The sequence below is a fragment of the Streptomyces sp. NPDC031445 genome (genome assembly GCF_055581365.1).
The window spans coordinates 427,965-444,865 of the sequence record NZ_JBVIJO010000007.1 but is presented as its reverse complement, the minus strand read 5'-3'; the positions used below and the strand labels follow the sequence as shown (position 1 = coordinate 444,865).

Sequence of the window (16,901 nt, the reverse complement as noted above, 5' to 3'; positions counted from 1 at the left end):
TCGATCACCTGCCGGTGATCCCGCCACCTGCCACAACGCCTGTTGCTGACCGGCAGGAACGGCCGCAGCCGTTCCCACTCGGCATCCGTCAGATCACCCCGCCCCATGTCCACATCAACGACACGACAGCGGAGTGGTCACATGATCGGCCGGACAAGTCCTAGGTGTTCTGTCCCGGGACGTTGGTGACACGCATGCTGGGTGCTTGAACAGGTGAGGGCCTTCTGGAGGCCCTCGCGTCCCACCGTAATGCGCCGCTGACCCCGACCGGCAGGCTGCGTCTGGCCCGGTGTGTCGTGGACGACGGCTGGCCGCTGCGGCGCGCCGCGGAACGCTTCGAGGTCAGCCACACCACCGCCGCACGCTGGGCAGGCCGCTACCGGCAGCACGGTGCAGCGGGGATGCGGGACCGCTCCAGCCGGCCGCTCCGATCGCCGCGGCAGGCCCCGGCCGCCGTGGAAGAACAGGTCGTCCGGCTGCGATGCGAGCACCGGATCGGTCCGGTGCGGCTGGCCGCGAGGACGGGCATCGTCGCTTCGACCGACCATCGCATCCTCGTCCGGCACCGTCTGCCCGTCCTGGCCGCCTGCGACCGGGCATGCGCCCCGGTGCGCCCAACAACAAGAGCGCCAGCGGTCCCATCCGGATAAAGGCCGGTCGGCGACTCGGTGCTCGCGGGGAATACCACCGCCCGACGAACGGACTTCTCACAACAGCGCTGACAGTCCGGCATCGACTGGTACCCGTTCACGTGCTCCCCCTTGGAGCGCAGGGGCCGGCCCCGTGTGGCCAGCCCGTCACCGTGCTCGTGCACTCCGAACCCCACTCCGGCGAGGTCACCGCAGCAGCCGCTTCGCCCCCCGATCAGCAGATCCGCCACCACGGCGGCGAGCATGGCGTTCGGCAGTTCCTCCACCTGGTCGACGACGTACGCGAGCACGATGTGCTTCGGACCACCCTTCGGGGTCTGCACCTTCGCCCCTTGGTGATCCGAGTACGGCCCCAGGCAGGACCTGCGTGCAACGAGTTAGGGGCTCTGCCTCTTCAGCGTGCTCCGGAACGCATTCCGGCCGGTAATCCGGCTCCACCGGGTGCCGCACCTCCGCCCTGGACGTACCGGCCGGCCACGTGAGGTTCGTGGACGTCACGGGCCGGGGGCGCTCTGCTCGTGACTCTCGTGACGCCGGAGCTGGTGGTGGAGGTCGGCGTCGACGTCGCACGGGACAGTGCCGGATGGTACGGCGTCAGGCAGCGGGGGCCTGCTGGGGAACGTCTACCTGTGGGTCCGCGTCGGCCCCAAGCGCCTCAACGGCCGCAGTGAGCCGCTCGATCGACCTGGGGAGGAGACGGGGGCTGCGCTGCCAGCCCCGGGAGCCGAAAACCGCCCATACCGGCACGGTGAGCTCGGCCAGTCGCTCGGCCTTCTTCATGTCCTCACGCTCGGAGATCGCTACCGCGCGGGCATGGGCCACGTACGTGCCGATCATCTGGCGCAGGACGTCTGTGGGCCAGGTCGGCGCGAAGGTCTCCATGTTGTCGACCATCCACTCGGTCGCCTGGTCGAGCTGCTTCATCCACCGGGCCCGCTCCGCCCGGACGCGCTCGCGCATCACTTCCGTCCACCCCGGGTCGTCCGCGGCCGGCTCCTCGAACTCCCGCAGCCGGGCCGCTGCCGCGACGATCCTGAGCATCGACGCGAGAAATCGGTCTCGCGCCTGATGGGCTTCCCCGATCCTCCGCTTACGGGCCTCCAGCCGAGGCACCACGAGCCAGCCGGTCCCCACCGTCGTGACCAGCGCAGTCGCCAGCGCGATCAGGATCGTCCCCAACGCCCCAGGTCCATTGGACACCGCTTCCACTCCTCCTTGCTCGCGCCGAGGCGGCACGCGATCCGCCGAAGTCTCTCACCGCCGAGGCCGTGGTGCCCTGGCTTGGACAAGTTCTATGGAGCCGCCCGTGATGAGGCGGCGAGGGCGTGAACGCGGCCTCGCAGTACAGCAGCGGTTCATGGATGTGTCGGCCAGCCCAGGTCGAGCATGTGCCTGATCTTGCGGCGCGTCTCCGGGTCCGGATCCTCGGCAGCGCGCATGCTCACCAGCGCCGCCCCCTCGTCCTCGCCGGCCTTGACCACCCACCAACGGAGCGAGGAGAACCTCACCTCGGGGTCCGGGTCGGCGACGGCGCGCCGACGGAACAGTTCCTGCACGCCTTCGTGGTCCCTCCAGCGGAGGCCCAGCACCTTCACGGCCTTTGCACGGGCGTCCTTGCCGGGCTGGTCCGAGGCTGCCCGCATGAGGGTGTCCCGGACGTCCTCGCGGTAGGCCCAGTGTTCACACAGCACATCCAGCACCACGTCCCCGTAGCGGTGCGAGGGGTCCGCGGCGATACCCAGTACGAAGGCTCTGACGTCGGTGCGGTCCATCCACCGCTTCGCCAGCACCTTCACGGCGGAGCTCCCGACGACATAGTCCTCGCGCTCGGTCACCAGCCGGATCAGGACCGCGCGGGCGTCGTCGCGGTCGGGCCAGTGATCCCGCAACTCGTCGAGCAAGGTGGAGCTGGTGTAGCGGTGTGGGTGATCGGCAGAGGCCAGGAGCAGCTGGTGAACGTCCTCCCGAGCGGGCCAGTGCTCCACCAGGCCCCGCAGCACGGTCGCGCGGGTCCATAGGTCCACGTCGTCGGCGCAGGCTCGGACAAGAAGGTCGCGGATGTCCGGTTGTCCGGCCCACTGCTCGGCCAGCACACGCAGGGCACGCCGCCGGACGCTCTCGTGCGGATCACCGGTGGCTGCGCGGCTGAGGCTGCTGAGGGCGTCGTCATCGTCGCGGAAGTGGTTGTCCACCACCTCTACGGCAGCACCACGCACTTCTTCATCCGCGTCCTGGTGCACCCGGCGCAGGATCAGCTCCCGGACGCGCTCGTGCCGGGACCAGCGCTCGCCCAGTTGCCGAAGGGCGGTCGCGCGCACACGTGGACAGTGATCGTCGGTGACGGCGCGGACGAGCGTCTGGCGGATGTCGGCGTGCCCAGGCCACTTCCCGGCCAACGCGTCCAACGCCACTTCGCGGACGCCAGGAGCGGACGAGTCGACGGCACGTTCGATCAGCAGAGCGCGGATCGTGTCGTCTCCGTGTACGCATCCGCCGAGGACCCGTATCGCACTTCGGCACAGGTCGGCGTCGGTGTCGTCGGCGGCTCGCTGTGTCAGGAAGTCCAGCACGTCCCGGTAGCCGGTGCAGTGCAGTCTCAGCGTCTGCAGCGCTGTGCCGCGTGTGTCGTCGTCCTGGTCGTCGCGGGCACGTCGGATGAGCACGGACCGTATGTCCTCACGGCCGTGCCACTGACGGCCGAGAGTGCGCAGCGCGTCGCTACGAACGAACGGATGGTCGCCGTGGGTGGCCGCGTGGACGATCAGGTCACGGACGTGGTCGTCATCCGACCACCAGGCGCCCAGGACTTCCAGGGCTCTGCCGCGGGTGTTCGCTTTGGGATCTTCGGCGGCGCGGGTGATCAGGAAGGCGCGGACGTCTTCCTGGTCCCTCCAGACCTCTCCGAGTACCTCCAGCGCCATCGAGCGGACTCGGTGACCGGGACTGAGCGTCGCCTCACGCAGGACGAGTTCGAGGACAGTGTCGTCGTGCGGATTCCGTTGTCCCAGTACGTAGAGGAATGTCAGACGGTCCAAGCCGTAGTAACAGCTGCGGGCGAGTGCCGCCAGCTCGTCGTCGTGGGTTTTGAGAGCGAAGGCCAGGACGGCGGTCGGCTCGTCGCTGAAGGAGAACTGTCCGCTCAGGCGGTACCAGCGCAGGTAGGACTCGCGCCCGGCCTGGTACCGGTTGAACGAGGCCAACGCCGACCACGCTTCGGTCAGGAGCCACGGCCCCTTGGAACCGCGCGTATGCAGAACCGCGGTGACGGCGTCGACGGCGGCAGCGCTCTGGGCGGCCGGTGCTGCGACCTTGTCCGCCTCGGCCAGGGCGCGCAGGGCCAGGATCGCGTAGCGGGCGTCGGTGGGGTCCGTTCGCCGGGCGTGGAGGTCCAGGAGCCGGTCGATGGCGGCGGTCGCGTCGTCCACGTCCAACTGCCCGATGAGGAGCACGAGTACCTCGTGCCACGCGGGGTCAGCGGCCCGCACGGTGACGACCTGGTCGATCAAACCCTCCGGCGTCCAATGACGTTCTTCTTCGTACCGGTGGGCGATGTCGGCTGCTGTCAGGTGTTCGAGGAAGGCGCGGTGGACGAAACCGTAGATGTCCTCTCCGTAGGGCGCCAGGATGAAGTTGCGCTGGTACAGCTGGGCGATCATGGCCGAGGCAGCAAGGGTGGCCTGGACGGGGCCGGGTGTGTACTGCTGCAGATGGTCGCGGAAGACACCTTCGAGGTCGCTTGAGTGAATGTGGTTGCCGGCGATGCCGTTGTGGCCTTCCTGCATGGTGCGGGCCACCAGACGCAGCAGCCTCAGCCGTCCCACCGGGCCCAGCACGTCCAGTGCCTCGGCGACGCCTGGGGGCAGGGGCGCCTTGAGCATCTTGGCGGCCTCGTCCCAGTGCGCGACCAGGACCCTGATCGCGTGGTCGTACACGCCCCGCCTGTTGCGTGGAAGGGAAGGGTGCCGGCCGATGATGGCCAGAATGGTCAGCAGGAGCGGATTGCCCGCCATCTCCCGCAGCGGCTGTGAGGTCTCGATCGCCGCCGTGAGCCGTTCCGACCGTTCCCGGGCCAGCATGGTGTCATCAGGGCAGGTGGCGCGATACCAGCGGTCGGCGAACGTGCTGATCCGCTCGTCGTCCAGGTCCTGGATCGTGAAGTGGGCGAAGCCCGCGGCGTCCAGGACCGCACGTTGATACCCGATGACTCGGGAGGTCACCAGGATGCGCGTCGCGGGGTGGCGGGCGGCGAAACCGGCGATCCGTTGTACGGCCTCCGTCCGCACCTTGGCGTCGAAGATCTCATCCAGACCGTCGAAGATTACCAGCGCCTGGCCCTCGGCCAGCAGATGGTCCCGGACGGCGGGTGGGACGCCGAGTGTGAAATCGCTGTACTGGTGGTCGAGGAAGACCTCGAAACCGCTGTGACGCCAACGCTCGTCGGCGTACTGCCGCAGTTCGACCACCATGGGCACCAGGCCCTTCAGCGGCTGGAGGGCGCCGTCGGGTTCGCCGCGGGTCAGGGTCAGCGTCAGGTAGCGGATGAGGGTGGACTTGCCCGCGCCCGGATCGCCGAGGAGGACCACTCGGCGGCCCGCGGGTCCGGCCAGCGCCTCCAGCACACACTGTTCGGGGCGTGCCAGATACGAGGTGCGCAGGCGCTCGAACGCATCCGGGTCCGACCCTGGTGGCAGCAGTTCGTGGTTCAGGAGCCCACCCGATTCCGACACGCGCCGTTGCAGTTCCCGGGGGAGGTGTACAGGCGGGGGGTCAGCCCGCACGGCCGGGGGGACGAACACCTCCGGCAGCCGGACCGCCGACGGCGCCTCCCCCGCCGGGGCGAGCACCTCCAGGTCCAGGCGTCCGTACACCTCCAGTGCGCGGTCCCCGTAGAGGGCAACGGCGTCGGCGGCCTTCTGTTCGGCGGGCGAGCGCGCAGCGACGGTTCTCTGGTCCCGCGCCCTGACCGCGTCTGCGTAGCGCTGCAGGGCGACCCGCACGTCGTCGTCGCCCCCGCCGAGAGCGCGCACGAGCCGCGTCAACTGCGCCTCGTCGGCGGGAAGTGCACCGTTGGTTCCCCGCAGCAGCGCATTGACCCGTGAGCGGGCGGAGAGGCCCATGCCTTTCGCGACATCGGCCATGCTCTTCACGCCGTTGGCGAGGTGCACGGCGTCGAGCCACTCCAACAGCTCGCGTTGCGGCCCCTGTTCAGGCCAGCCGGAGCGGTTGATCCTCCTGCCTCGTCCCACGCTGCCTCCCTTCCCGACGCGGTACGGGGGCACGTGCGGGGTGTTCTCCCCCGTCCTGCACGCGTTCTCTCCGCGCACGCCCACCCCGGTGCCTGCCTGCGGCAGCATAGGCCGTCCAGCACGCAGAACGCGGCAGATCCCCGCCTGTCTCCCTCCGCGGCCAGGCTGCGTACACCAACGGGGATCCGGCCGGCCCCTCCTCACCGCTCCGCAGAGGAGAACACTCATGCAGTACTGGACACTCGCCCTCCAACTGGCCACCGCCGCCCTGTCCCTGGCAGCCTCGGCACTCACCCTGGCGACCGCCCTTGTCGGCACTCGCCGCACACCGGACGACCACCGCGACACCTCCGACGCCTCGTAGGAGCCCGTCGCCGCCGCGCCCGTGTCGTTGAGGTCACCTCGGTGAACCGTTCGACGCGGGCGCGCATGTCCGTGGTGCGAGGCTCCCGGCGGACACCAGGCCCCTGCCGTCGGTGACCCTCTATGACCGGTTGCTCCGACGTCGTCGCGTCAACGGCGGGCACCGAGAGGGGGAAGCAGCAGAGACCCTGCCACGCCAGCGAGGCTTGACCGAGCAGGCCGCCGACGCCGCCATCGACACCGCCTGCCGCATGCTGCGGTTGCCGTCGAACCGCAAGGAGTTCCCCGAGATCGCCGACCGGGCGATGAAGGATGAGAGCACCTACCGCGGCTTCCTCGCCGAGCTGCTGATGGCCGAGCGCGACGACCGGGCCCGACGCCGTTCGGAACGGCGGATCAAGGCGGCAGGCTACCCGCGGGAGAAGTCCCTGCGGGCAGCTGAACAAGACCACCGCCCGCTACGGCCGCGTCGGCCTCCTCTGCATCGACGAGCTCGGCTACAGGAACTGAGCCGGCACGGCGCCGAGCCGCTGTTCCAGGTGCTGACCGCGCGGGAGGAGAAGAACGGCGTCGCTATCGCCTCCAACGAGTCCTTCGGCGGCTGGACCAGGACTGATCTACAGAAGGCCGGCTCGGCCCGGCGGTGCTTCCGGCCGGAGACAGGGTCGTCGGATGCGCCAGTTCGCGGATGGTGAAGCCTTGTCAGGGATCGTGCATGAGGCGCTGGGGGCGGAGGCCTGCGTCGTCGGAGTGGACCGGTTGCGCGGTGGGAGCAAGAAGGGGGTCTACCGGGTTCATACGAGCGGATCACGTACAGCGAGTGTGATCGTCTACAGCTGGGCCGGGGCCGAGAACTTCTGGCCGGCTGCGGAAGCCGTCGACGCGGCCCACCCGTTCGCTCCCGCCTCCGGGTTGGTCCCCTTCCTGGCGGCCCAGCGGAGACTGGACGGCCTTGGAGTGCGGGTTCCAGGGGTGCTTCTCGCTGACGACGGCCGACGCCGCTACCCGGCGGACGTGGCGGTTGTCGAGGACGTTGCCGGCGGCACTCTTGAAGCGCTCCTGAAGACGGATCCCGCACGCGCGGCACATGCCTTGAGTGAGCTGGCCGCCATGCTTGACGTGATGCACCAGCAGCACAGCCAGCACTACGGCAGGGTGGACGTGCTCGAACGGGGCGACAGAGCGAGTGGCGATTCATGCGAGCAACTGGTGCTCGACCGTGCCATCGAGGATCTCGCCGAGGCTGCCGAACGCGACCCCAGCATCGGATCAGCCGCGGCTTCTTTGCACGATCGCTTGCAGGAGCCGGCCGGACGAGTGGCTCCGCGCACGCAGCACGGACTGATCCACGGTGAACTCGGGCCCGGCCACGTCCTGGTCGACGCCTCCGGCCACCCTGTCCTCATCGACATCGAGGGCCTGATGTTCTTCGACGTCGAGTGGGAGCACGTCTTCCTGCGGCTTCGGTTCGGTGACCAGTACCCAGCCTTGTCCCGCCCCGGACTCGATCCGGCACGACTCGACCTCTACATGCTCGCGATGCGTCTCTCACTGGGTGGCCGGCCCCCTTCGCCTGCTCGATGGCGACTTCCCGCACCGCACGGTGATGCGGGAAATCGCCGAGCACAACGCGAAGGAAGCGCTGGCTCTGTTGGTCTCGTAGCACCGCGTCCGCTACATACGCATCGCTTCCGCCACTACATGGGTCAGCCAGAGAGTTCGCCGCCGCCCTCGCGGCCGTCGCGCCACAGCCGGGAGCGGAACGGATTGGCCCGAACCTCGCTGGACTCGCTTTTCAAAGGATGGGCTGGCCGCCGGTGATCGCGATCCGGGCGCCGGAGACGTACGAACCCTCGTCGGAGGCGAGCAGCACATGGACCGGGGCGACCTCGGCCGGCTGGCCCGGACGATTGACCGGAACCTGAGAGCCGAAGGTCTCCACTTGTTCGGGCGGCATCGTCGCGGGGATCAGCGGTGTCCTGATCGGCCCCGGGGTCACGCTGTTGACGCGGATTCCTCGCTCGCCCAGCAGTTGTGCCATGGCCCCGACCATGTTGGCGATGCCCGCCTTGGTCACGTCGTAGGGCAGCAGCGTGGGCACCGGCATGTCAGAGTCCTCGGGCAGGTAGGAGAGCAGAAGATCCGCGCCCTCCCGGGCGAAGGCGATGGCCACGGCCTTGCCGATGCCACTGTCGCCGCCCGTGATCACCGCCGCCTTCCCGGCCAGCCGGCCTGACCCCCGGGAACGAGGCACCGTAACGGTGCCCTGGACGGCTGGCGGCCACCTCGGTGCGGCCGGTGGTCGCCGGCGTCACTAGCCGGTTCGTGCTGTGTCGTCGCTCAGCACGGGGGCACTGCGGATGAGGCGCAGGGTCGTGGTCAGCAGGAGGCCGCCGACGATGTTGCCCAGGACCGCCCAGGCCAGCCACTTCAGCCAGTCGAGGTAACCGTAGGCCGTCGTGCCGGTGTGCAGGCCGGCGAACGCGATGAGGGAGTCCAGCACCGAGTGCCACAGCCCGAACCCGGCCAGGACGAACGCGGTGGTGATCGATGCGGTGATCTTCCCGGTCATGGACTCACTGCCATGGTGCATACGGGTCATGAGCGTGATGACGCCGCCGCCCAGCACTGCGAGGCAGAAAGTGCCCAGTGTGTACCCGCCGTCGACGAACTTCGCGCCCAAGGCGGCCGCGGTGCCGTGCAGGTCCGGGTAGGCCTGCATGACCAGCCCCATGAACACCCATCCGCCGACCAGGTTCATCACCAGGACCGTTCCCCACATCCTGACCAGGTCCAGCCAGGTGGCCGCGCCCGCGATGACGGTGGCGACGGGCACCAGGAACCCCTCTGTGAACAGTTCGCTGTGCCCGAGCAGCAAGGCGATGAGTCCCACGGAGAAGGCCAGTCCGGCCAGGAGCTCGCTGCCGGTGGCGTGCCGCACGAACAGCAGCGCCATGACGCCGACACCGACGTCGATACCGCCCAGCAGTGACGTGGCCACCAAGGACGTCCAGGTGCGGTGCAACCGTGGGCCGCCCTCGGCCACGATCCGTTCCGCCGCCTCGGCGACTCTCCGCTCGCCGGGTCCCTGCATGATCTGGTCATCCGGTTCCATGGCCGTCCTCCGGTTTCGCGTGACCACGGGAACGTGCCCTCTGCCTTCCCCGGTGGCGAGCGGCCCGCCGCTCAGCCGCGCAGCCGCCCACAGGGATCCCCGAGCAGGTAGGCGAGTGTTCCGGCGCCTGGGAGCAGTGCGTTGCGTATGCGCAGTGCCCGGGCGCTGGGACGGCTGCGCGACCGTGTCGCAGGGCAGCGTGATGCGGTGCTCGTCGTCGTGGGGCCGGCCCAGCAGGCGGCAGATCTCCGTCAGGGGGTTGGGAGCGGTGCCGGCGACGACGCCGCTGTGCACGTCCCGGCGCGGTCCGCGCACTTCCAGATGGGCGTTGACCACGCCCCGTGTCGCGGTGCGGACGGCGGCTTCCCGCAAGCAGGGCCCAGACGTGCGCCGGCACCTGCCCCTTGGCGTCGGACCGCAGCGCCGGTGCGCGTCGTGATGGCTGCAGACCAGGGCGGCCGGCGCGTCCGGGGCGGCCTCGGCCGGCCAGCAGGCGAACACGGTCTGCGGGCCGTCGGTGTCCCATTCCCCGACCTCGGGAAAGCCGGTCTCCCGCAGGTGGGCCCGGAGCCAGCGCGCCGAACGGGTCACGTCCCGCTCGTGTGCCGGGTCGTCGGACACCGACGGGATGCGCACCCAGGCGGCCAGATCGTCCCGCAGTGCGCCGACGCGGTCGTGCGGATAGCCGCGGACGGCGGGGTCGGGGTCCTGCATCACGTGCTTCCTTCCTGGCCGGCGGGTGGGGCGGTGGGGGCCGGCACCGGCGGGAACAGCGCCGAAAGGTGGTCCCTCAGCGCCTTGCGGAGGTCGCCCAGACCCTCGCCCGTTCGGGCGGAGACGGCGACTGCGCCCGGGTGGAGGCGCCGCAACGCGGCCACCTGTTCGGGTTCGGCGAGGTCCGCCTTGTTCAGCACCAGCAGTTCCGGAACGTCCTGCGCACCGATCTCCCGCAGCACCTCGCGCACGGTGGCGATGTGCTGGGTGGCCTGCGGGGAGGAGGCGTCGACGACGTGCAGGGCCAGATCGGCCCGCGCGACCTCCTCCAGGGTCGACCGGAAGGCGTCGACGAGCTGGTGCGGGAGACGGCGGACGAAACCGACCGTGTCGGTGAGGGTGTAGGCGAGTCCGTCGAGGGTGCGGACCTGGCGTACCAGCGGGTCCAGGGTGGCGAACAGGACGTCGGCGACCTCGGCGTCCGCGCCCGCCAGGCGGTTCAGCAGGGCCGACTTGCCGGCATTGGTGTAACCGGTGATCGCCACCGACGGCACGCGGTCACGCACCCGGCGCCCACGGGTCACCTCACGGCGGCGCGCGGTGCGGCGCACCTGCTCGCGCAGGGTCCGCATCCGCCGGCGCAGATGGCGTCGCCGGATCTCCAGACGCGTCTCACCACGGCCACGCACACCGATCCCGGCACCGCCGGCCACCCGGCCGCCGCCGATCCGGGACATCTCCCGGCCGTGGCCACGCAGCCTCGGCAGCTCGTAGGCGAGCTGCGCCAGCTCCACCTGTGCCTTGCCTTCCGAGCTGTGGGCGTGCTCGCCGAAGATGTCCAGGATCAACCCCGTCCGGTCCACCACCCGCGCCCCGACGCCGTCCTCCAGACCTCGTACCTGGGCCGGGGTGAGGTCACCGTCGGCGATCACCAGGTCCGCCTGCCGGGCCTCGGTCAGCTCCGCGAGCTCGCGCACCTTGCCCGCACCGAGGTACGTCGCCGGGTCCGGGCGCTCCCGCACCTGTACCACCCGGTCCGTCACCTCGATCGCGTCGGTCGCGGCCAGACGCTCCAGCTCGTCCAGGGAGTCCGCCGTCGCGGAATCCGGGCTGTCGCGGTCCGCGAGTCCGACCAGCACCGCCCGCCACCCGCGTGCTTCCGCAGCGTCCGCAGGGCTCGTCGCGCTCGTCGCTCCGGGCTGCCCGCCTGTCAACCATGTGCCTGGCATGATCGTCTCCGCTCCTGCCGAGGTCGGTGCACTTCCCAGCCGGAGCCCGGTGCCTCGCCGAGTGAGGAGCCGGCCCCTCTGACCGCGGGAGGGACCGCGCGGCCGGGGAGGACGACAGGATTCCCAAGTACCCCGGGACAGCCGTGCATGCTTCCGCACCGGCACCCAGCCGTCGGCGGCCGTTGCGTCGTGCCGAGGCCAGGAGGCGGGTCGTTCGCGCGCGCCCCCCTCGATCAGGGGACCAGTCGGCCCCGCGGACCCACGGTCGGCTGTGCCCGGCGGCCTTGGCAAGGGGTGCGAGACGGCCTGTGAATGCCGGGCGGCCTGTGGGTGCCGGGCGCCCTTGGCCAGGCGGGCGGGGCGGGAACACGGCTTCGGACTACCGGGCCGTCACCCGCAGGGTTTCGGCACTGGGGTCGGCGGCGTCGGGGATGAGCATGCCGGCGGCCACGCCGCTGGTCAGGTAGTCGACGACCTCGCGGGTGATGACCTCGCCCAGGGCGACGACGGGGACGCCGGGCGGGTAGGGGCTGATCGTCTCCGCCGCGACGCGTCCGACGGCGTCCCGGGCCGAGACGTGCTCGGCGCTCGCGAAGAAGGCGTCCCGGGGCAGCGTGGCCTGCTCGAGTTGCAGCGCGCGGGGCTCGGGCAGGCGGACCGAAGGCCGCGTCTCGATGGTGTCCGCGTGCTCGACGAGGCGGTGCAGGGAGTCGATGAGGAGGTTCTCGGTCCGGTCGTTGTCGGCGTGGGTGATCTGTGCGCTCAGCCGGCAGGTGTCGGAGGAGCCGATGTCGACCTGGCAGTGGGCGCGCAGCCACTCGGTGGCCTGCATGCCGCTGATGCCGAGCTCCCGCACGTCGATGGTGATCTTCAGCGGATCCAGTTCCGTCGTGAGGCCCTGTTCGACGACCTCCCGGCCCATCAGGCGCAGGCCGGGCGTCCCGGTGACGGCCTTGCGGATGCGTGCCGTGCGGTGCAGCGCCGCGTCCAGCAGGCCGTGGCCGTGCTGGACCATGTGGCGGCGCCATCCGTCGAGGGTGGTGTACACGAGGGACGAGGAGCTGGTGGTGCCGAGCAGGTCCTCGCGCTGTTTGAGCACTTCGGGTGAGACCCGGTCGCCCTGGAGGTGGAAGACGGAGCTGGCACCGGCCGCGCCGGGAGCTCGGCCTGGCGGCCCTCCACGGAGTACCGCCGCCTGCTCTCCCCGTACCTGAGCGACCCTTCCGGCACGCGGTGACGCCCGGCGACCGGCAGCAGGGCGGGACTCCCCCGGCTCCGCGAGCACGTCGGGCCTCTGGACGCCGACGGCAGCCCGGTCGACGGCGAACCCGGCGGACAGCGAGCCGTGCCGGGGCGGTCCCCGCACGTCACACGCCCGTCCCCGTCTGCGGCCGGCCCCAGGGGGGTAGCCGGGCATGGTGACACCTCCTACCACTCCTTCCACGCCTTCCACGCCTTCCACCGCCGAGACGGACGGCTCACCGCACAGCGGAGCCCCCGCGCTCAAGAAGGCCCTGACGACCCCCCTGCTGTACTTCTTCATCCTCGGCGACGTGCTGGGCGCCGGTGTCTACGTCCTCGTCGGCCAGATCGCCGCGGAGTCGGGGGGCGCCGTGTGGCTGCCCCTGCTCCTGGCGCTGCTGCTGTCGCTCCTGACGGCCGCCTCGTACGCCGAACTCGCCACGAAGTACCCGAGGGCGGGCGGCGCCTCCCACTACGCGACCCTCGCCTACGGGCCGTTCACCGGCTTCCTCGCCGGGTTCTGCATGCTCGCCGCGGGCATCGTCTCCGTCGCCGCGCTCGCGCGGGGTTTCGCCGGCGACTACCTGGCCGTCTTCGTCAGCCTTCCGGTCGTGCTGGTGGCGGCCGCCTTCCTGTGCGCCCTGGCCCTGCTGAACGCCCGCGGCATCAGCGAGTCCACCCGCGCCAACGTGGCGGCGACGGTCGTCGAGGTCGGCGGCCTCCTGCTCGTCGTCGGGCTCGGGGTCTGGCTGTTCCTCCGCGGCGACGGCGACCCCGGCCGGCTCGTCCACCTCGGCACCGCGCACACGGGGGCCGCCGCCGGTGTGCTGGGCGGAACGGTGCTCGCGTACTACTCCTTCGTCGGCTTCGAGACCTCCGTCAACGTCGCCGAGGAGACCCGCGACCCGCGCCGCTCCTACCCGCGGGCCCTCTTCGGCGCCCTGGTGACGGCGGGAGCCGTGTACGTCCTGGTCGGTGTCGTGGCCTCGGCCGCCGTCCCCACGGCGACGCTGGCCCGCTCCAGCGGTCCGCTGCTGGAGGTGGTGAAGGAGGCCGGCGGGGTGCCGCCGAAGGTGTTCGGCGCCATCGCCCTCGTCGCAGTGGCCAACGGCGCGCTGCTCACCGGCATCATGAGCTCCCGCCTGGCCTACGGCATGGCGCGGGACGGGCTCCTGCCCCGCTTCCTGACCCGGGTGCTTCCCGGCCGCCGTACGCCGTGGGCCTCGATCGCGGTGACGACCGTGCTGTCCTTCCTGCTGGCGCTCACCGGTGACGTGGCCAGCCTCGCCTCCACGCTCGTGCTGTTGCTCCTGGTGGTGTTCTTCATCGTCAACACCGCGGTGCTCGTCCAGCGGCGCGACCGCTGCGACCGCCCGCACTTCCGGGCGTACACCGCCGTCCCCGTCCTGGGGGCGGCCTCGTGCGTGGCGCTCGCCACGCAGGTCGAGGCCGAGGTCTGGGCGCGCGGGCTGATCGTCATCGCGGTCGGTGTGGTCCTGGGGGCCGTCGCCGCCCGGCGCCGCCGCCGGGTCTCCTCCTGAGCGACGCCGGGGCCCGCGGCCCAGGTTCTCCCGCCGCGTCGCCGATGAGCCGGCACGCCGGTACGCCGATGGGCGACCGTTGCCCGGGGCCGGCCCGGACAGCGCCGATCGGGCTGCGCGGCCGGCGCTGCGCTCCTGCTGTGCTCACTCGCCGCCGGCCGGGACGGCGACGCGGCGGCTCGGGCCGCCCGGCTGCGGGTCGAGCCCACGTCGCTCAGTCCGGCCTCGTCGGCTGTCAGGTGCCGCACGATCATCTCGGTCCGGCCGTCGCTCGTGTCGTAGTCGAGTTCGCCGCCCACTCCCACGGTCAGCGTGCCGGCCGTACGGAGGACGGTGAGGGTGGATTCGGTGGGGTACGGGTCGGTCATGCCTGGGTGTGGGGGCCGGTGGCGGGACGGGGAGTGCGGTCGGGCGCCGCAGCGCCGCCCCGTGCGGCAGGCGTGGGGTGCGGGCGGGACGTGCGGAGCTGCCGGGGCGTGCCTGGCCTCGAGGGCGTCGGCGGTCCGGGGCGGGAACGCGGTGAAGCTTCCGGGGTCGTCGACGTGGGCGCCGGGGTCAGGGCCTCGTGCCATCGCGGTCCGCCAGGTGGGGCAGGTCGTCCGCCCCCTGCGACCAGATGCGGTGTGGGGGGTCGGGCGCCGGGATGGTCGGCCCGCCGGCCGCGCGGGCGGAGCGCCTCGGCGACGAGCCGGGCGGGGGCGGCGTGCCGTTCGCCGTCGACGCGGCCAGCCGTGACACGGCCCTGACGAGCAGCGTGGCGTTCCGGTGCCGGGTGGTGCGGCCGGCGGCCGAAGGCCCAGTCTCCTCCCCCGCGTCGTCGGCCGCTGCCGTCCACAGCCGGTCCGGCAGACCGGCGGACGCGGCCGAGGAGATCACGTGCTGCTCGTGTTCCTCGCGCGGGAGCGCCCGTTGACGACGGTCAGGGGGCCGGGCCGGGGGACGCTGATGGCGACGGCGGCCATGTCGTCGTGGCGGCCGGCACCCAGCCAGTGGGCGGCGAGCATCTGCACCCGTTCGACGACCGCTTCGGCCGGGAGGCCCGCGCACTCCGACAGGGCCCGGCGCAGGCGGTGCTCGCCGAAGAACTCGTCGCCGAGCGGGCCGCCGCGCGCTTCGGTGATGCCGTCGGTGTAGAGCAGGCAGGTCTCTCCCGGCGCCAGCACCGTCTCGACCGTGTGTGCCGTGACGGCGGGCAGTGCCCCGACGAGGGTCCCTCTGGCGGGTACTTCTTCCACCGTTCCGTCGGCGCGGAGGATGAGCGGCGGCAGGTGTCCGGCGCTGGTCAGGCGGAGCCGTGCCCGGCTGCCGCGGCGGCGGACTGAGGCGAGGACCAGCGTGGCGAAGCGTGTGTGACGGGAGGTGAGAAGGGCGCCGTTGAGCAGGTCGAGGACCCGCTGATGGTCGTCGGTCAGCGGCAGCAGCGCGTGCAGCGTGTTGCGGATCTTGCCCGTGAGCACCGCCGCGTCCAGACCCTTGCCCGCGACGTCGCCGAGGACGACGAAGGTGTCCTGGGAGGGGTCGGAGCCGGGGTGGACGTCGTAGAAGTCCCCGCCGACCCGTTCGTGGTCCTTGGCCGCGCGGTAGCCGCCGGCGTACTCCACCCCGTTCACGCTGCTCAGCGGCGGGGGCAGCAACTCGCGCATCAGCGTGGCGGTGACGGTGGCCTGTTCGCTGTAGAGGCGGGCGGCGGAGAGGGCGGCGCCGGCGCGCGCGGCGAAGAGCCGGGCGAAGACCTCCTCGCCTTCCGTGAAGGACTGCTCGGTGCTGGCGCGCACCAGGATCAGGGCTCCGGCCGGTACGCCGTGGCCGGGGAGCGGAGCGACGATCACGGATCCGACCGGGCCGGCGAAACCGTCCGGGGTGACCCAGTCGGGGAGGTCGGCGGGGTTTATCCAGCGGGCGGGTACCGGGGGGAAGCCTTGCAGGGCTTCGGTCAGGCCCGGTACGCCGGAGACGTCGACCAGTCGCGTGACCTGGGTGGCCGGCCCGCCCCTGGTCGCGTAGGTCAGCGGGTGGCGCCGGCCTTTCGGCGGGGCGACGAGGACCGCGGCGTCGGCGAGGTGTTCCGCGGCCATGGCGGCGGTCACTTCCATGCAGCGCGGCACGTTCAGCGTGGACAGCAGCGTGGTGGACACCTCCGAGAGGATCTCGGTGCGCGTCTGCGCGTCGGTCAGCGCGGTCTGGGCCTGGCGGCGGTCGGTGTCGTCGAGCAGCCACCACACGACGTCGCCGTCCTCGGCCTCCGTCGGGTGCGCCTCGAAGTGGCGCTCCTTGATGGGTCCGTTCAGCGGCTCGGCGTGGGTGCCGCGCAGTCCCTCACCGATGCCCTGGTGGGCGTCGCAGAGCCAGGGCGGGACGTGCTCGTGCAGCCAGTCGCCGCTGACGGCACCGGGGAGGAGTCTCCGGGCGGCCCCGTTGATGTCCACGAGGCCGCCGTGCCGGTCGACGACGAGGACGGGACAGGGTGCGTCAGTCCAGGTCGCGCCGACCGTGTGGCCGGCATCGGGGGAACGGGCGGAGGTACCGGGGGAAGAAGACACAAGCGGAGGCACGCACGTGCGTACCTCACCACCTTCCTGTCATGGGGAAACAGATGTCGTACGGCAACAGTCCCGCACCCGCACCCGCCGTCGCAACCCGTCCCGGAAAGTCGCACCGGACCACTACATCCGTTTCGCCCAGATCCTGCGGACGAGTCACGGGCATGTCATCGACGTTTCGGGGAAGGGGAGCCGCAGTCGTGGCCGGGGGAATGACGCAGTGTCGGGGGTGAGAACATCCGCCTCATGGAGGACGGTGAC

The 16,901-nt window shown here is 71.4% G+C and carries 11 protein-coding genes and 2 pseudogenes; 5 read left to right on the top strand and 8 right to left on the bottom strand.

Translation table 11 applies throughout. The features are described from left to right. Positions 1-224: 224 nt before the first annotated feature. Positions 225-596 (top strand): annotated as a pseudogene (locus tag ACZ5DC_RS21320) (leucine zipper domain-containing protein); the annotation flags it as partial. Between the two features lie 648 nt (positions 597-1,244). Here ACZ5DC_RS21320 and ACZ5DC_RS21315 read toward each other — a convergent pair. Next, on the bottom strand, positions 1,245-1,829 hold the full coding sequence (locus ACZ5DC_RS21315) for a hypothetical protein (RefSeq protein ID WP_468654857.1): 585 nt from the start codon (positions 1,827-1,829) through the stop codon (positions 1,245-1,247). 176 nt (positions 1,830-2,005) lie between these two features. Beyond that, complete coding sequence (locus ACZ5DC_RS21310; RefSeq protein WP_468654856.1) at positions 2,006-5,896, bottom strand: HEAT repeat domain-containing protein; 3,891 nt, start codon at positions 5,894-5,896, stop codon at positions 2,006-2,008. 226 nt (positions 5,897-6,122) lie between these two features. Here ACZ5DC_RS21310 and ACZ5DC_RS21305 point away from each other — a divergent pair, with 226 nt between their 5' ends. From ACZ5DC_RS21305 to ACZ5DC_RS21295, 3 genes and pseudogenes are all read left to right on the top strand, one after another. After that, entirely contained in the window at positions 6,123-6,260 is a 138-nt protein-coding gene (locus ACZ5DC_RS21305) for a hypothetical protein (RefSeq protein ID WP_468654854.1), read from the top strand. Between the two features lie 187 nt (positions 6,261-6,447). Next, positions 6,448-6,873, top strand: a pseudogene (locus ACZ5DC_RS21300) (ATP-binding protein); the annotation flags it as partial. A 58-nt stretch (positions 6,874-6,931) separates the two neighbouring features. Continuing rightward, on the top strand, positions 6,932-8,080 hold the full coding sequence (locus tag ACZ5DC_RS21295) for a phosphotransferase family protein (RefSeq protein WP_468654852.1): 1,149 nt from the start codon (positions 6,932-6,934) through the stop codon (positions 8,078-8,080). Here the strand turns inward: ACZ5DC_RS21295 and ACZ5DC_RS21290 are convergent. From ACZ5DC_RS21290 to ACZ5DC_RS21275, 4 genes are all read right to left on the bottom strand, one after another. Continuing rightward, on the bottom strand, positions 8,055-8,468 hold the full coding sequence (locus ACZ5DC_RS21290) for an SDR family oxidoreductase (RefSeq protein WP_468654850.1): 414 nt from the start codon (positions 8,466-8,468) through the stop codon (positions 8,055-8,057). The genes ACZ5DC_RS21295 and ACZ5DC_RS21290 overlap by 26 nt on opposite strands. A gap of 105 nt (positions 8,469-8,573) precedes the next feature. Further along, entirely contained in the window at positions 8,574-10,088 is a 1,515-nt protein-coding gene (locus ACZ5DC_RS21285) for a formate/nitrite transporter family protein (RefSeq protein ID WP_468654848.1), read from the bottom strand. Then, positions 10,088-11,227: a GTPase HflX gene (hflX, locus tag ACZ5DC_RS21280; protein ID WP_468654846.1), complete on the bottom strand. Its 1,140-nt coding sequence runs from the start codon at positions 11,225-11,227 to the stop codon at positions 10,088-10,090. The genes ACZ5DC_RS21285 and hflX overlap by 1 nt, the downstream gene beginning before the upstream one ends. Positions 11,228-11,696: 469 nt before the next feature. Continuing rightward, positions 11,697-12,416 carry an Orn/Lys/Arg family decarboxylase gene (locus tag ACZ5DC_RS21275; protein ID WP_468654844.1) on the bottom strand — a complete coding sequence of 240 codons (720 nt, stop codon included), beginning with the start codon at positions 12,414-12,416 and terminating at the stop codon, positions 11,697-11,699. 427 nt (positions 12,417-12,843) lie between these two features. Between ACZ5DC_RS21275 and ACZ5DC_RS21270 the strand changes: the two genes are divergently transcribed. After that, entirely contained in the window at positions 12,844-14,100 is a 1,257-nt protein-coding gene (locus tag ACZ5DC_RS21270; protein ID WP_468654898.1) for an APC family permease, read from the top strand. Between the two features lie 555 nt (positions 14,101-14,655). Here ACZ5DC_RS21270 and ACZ5DC_RS21265 read toward each other — a convergent pair. Together ACZ5DC_RS21265 and ACZ5DC_RS21260 are read right to left on the bottom strand one after the other, a co-directional pair. Continuing rightward, positions 14,656-14,976 carry a hypothetical protein gene (locus ACZ5DC_RS21265; RefSeq protein ID WP_468654842.1) on the bottom strand — a complete coding sequence of 107 codons (321 nt, stop codon included), beginning with the start codon at positions 14,974-14,976 and terminating at the stop codon, positions 14,656-14,658. Continuing rightward, on the bottom strand, positions 14,973-16,640 hold the full coding sequence (locus ACZ5DC_RS21260; protein ID WP_468654840.1) for a PP2C family protein-serine/threonine phosphatase: 1,668 nt from the start codon (positions 16,638-16,640) through the stop codon (positions 14,973-14,975). Before ACZ5DC_RS21260 ends, ACZ5DC_RS21265 begins: the two co-directional genes overlap by 4 nt. Positions 16,641-16,901: the final 261 nt, after the last annotated feature.

Coding starts and splice junctions, on each gene's coding strand:
- ACZ5DC_RS21285 (WP_468654848.1), bottom strand. CDS start 10,088: ATGCAGGACCCCGACCCCGCCGTCCGCGGCTATCCGCACGACCGCGTC.
- ACZ5DC_RS21295 (WP_468654852.1), top strand. CDS start 6,932: ATGCGCCAGTTCGCGGATGGTGAAGCCTTGTCAGGGATCGTGCATGAG.
- ACZ5DC_RS21305 (WP_468654854.1), top strand. CDS start 6,123: ATGCAGTACTGGACACTCGCCCTCCAACTGGCCACCGCCGCCCTGTCC.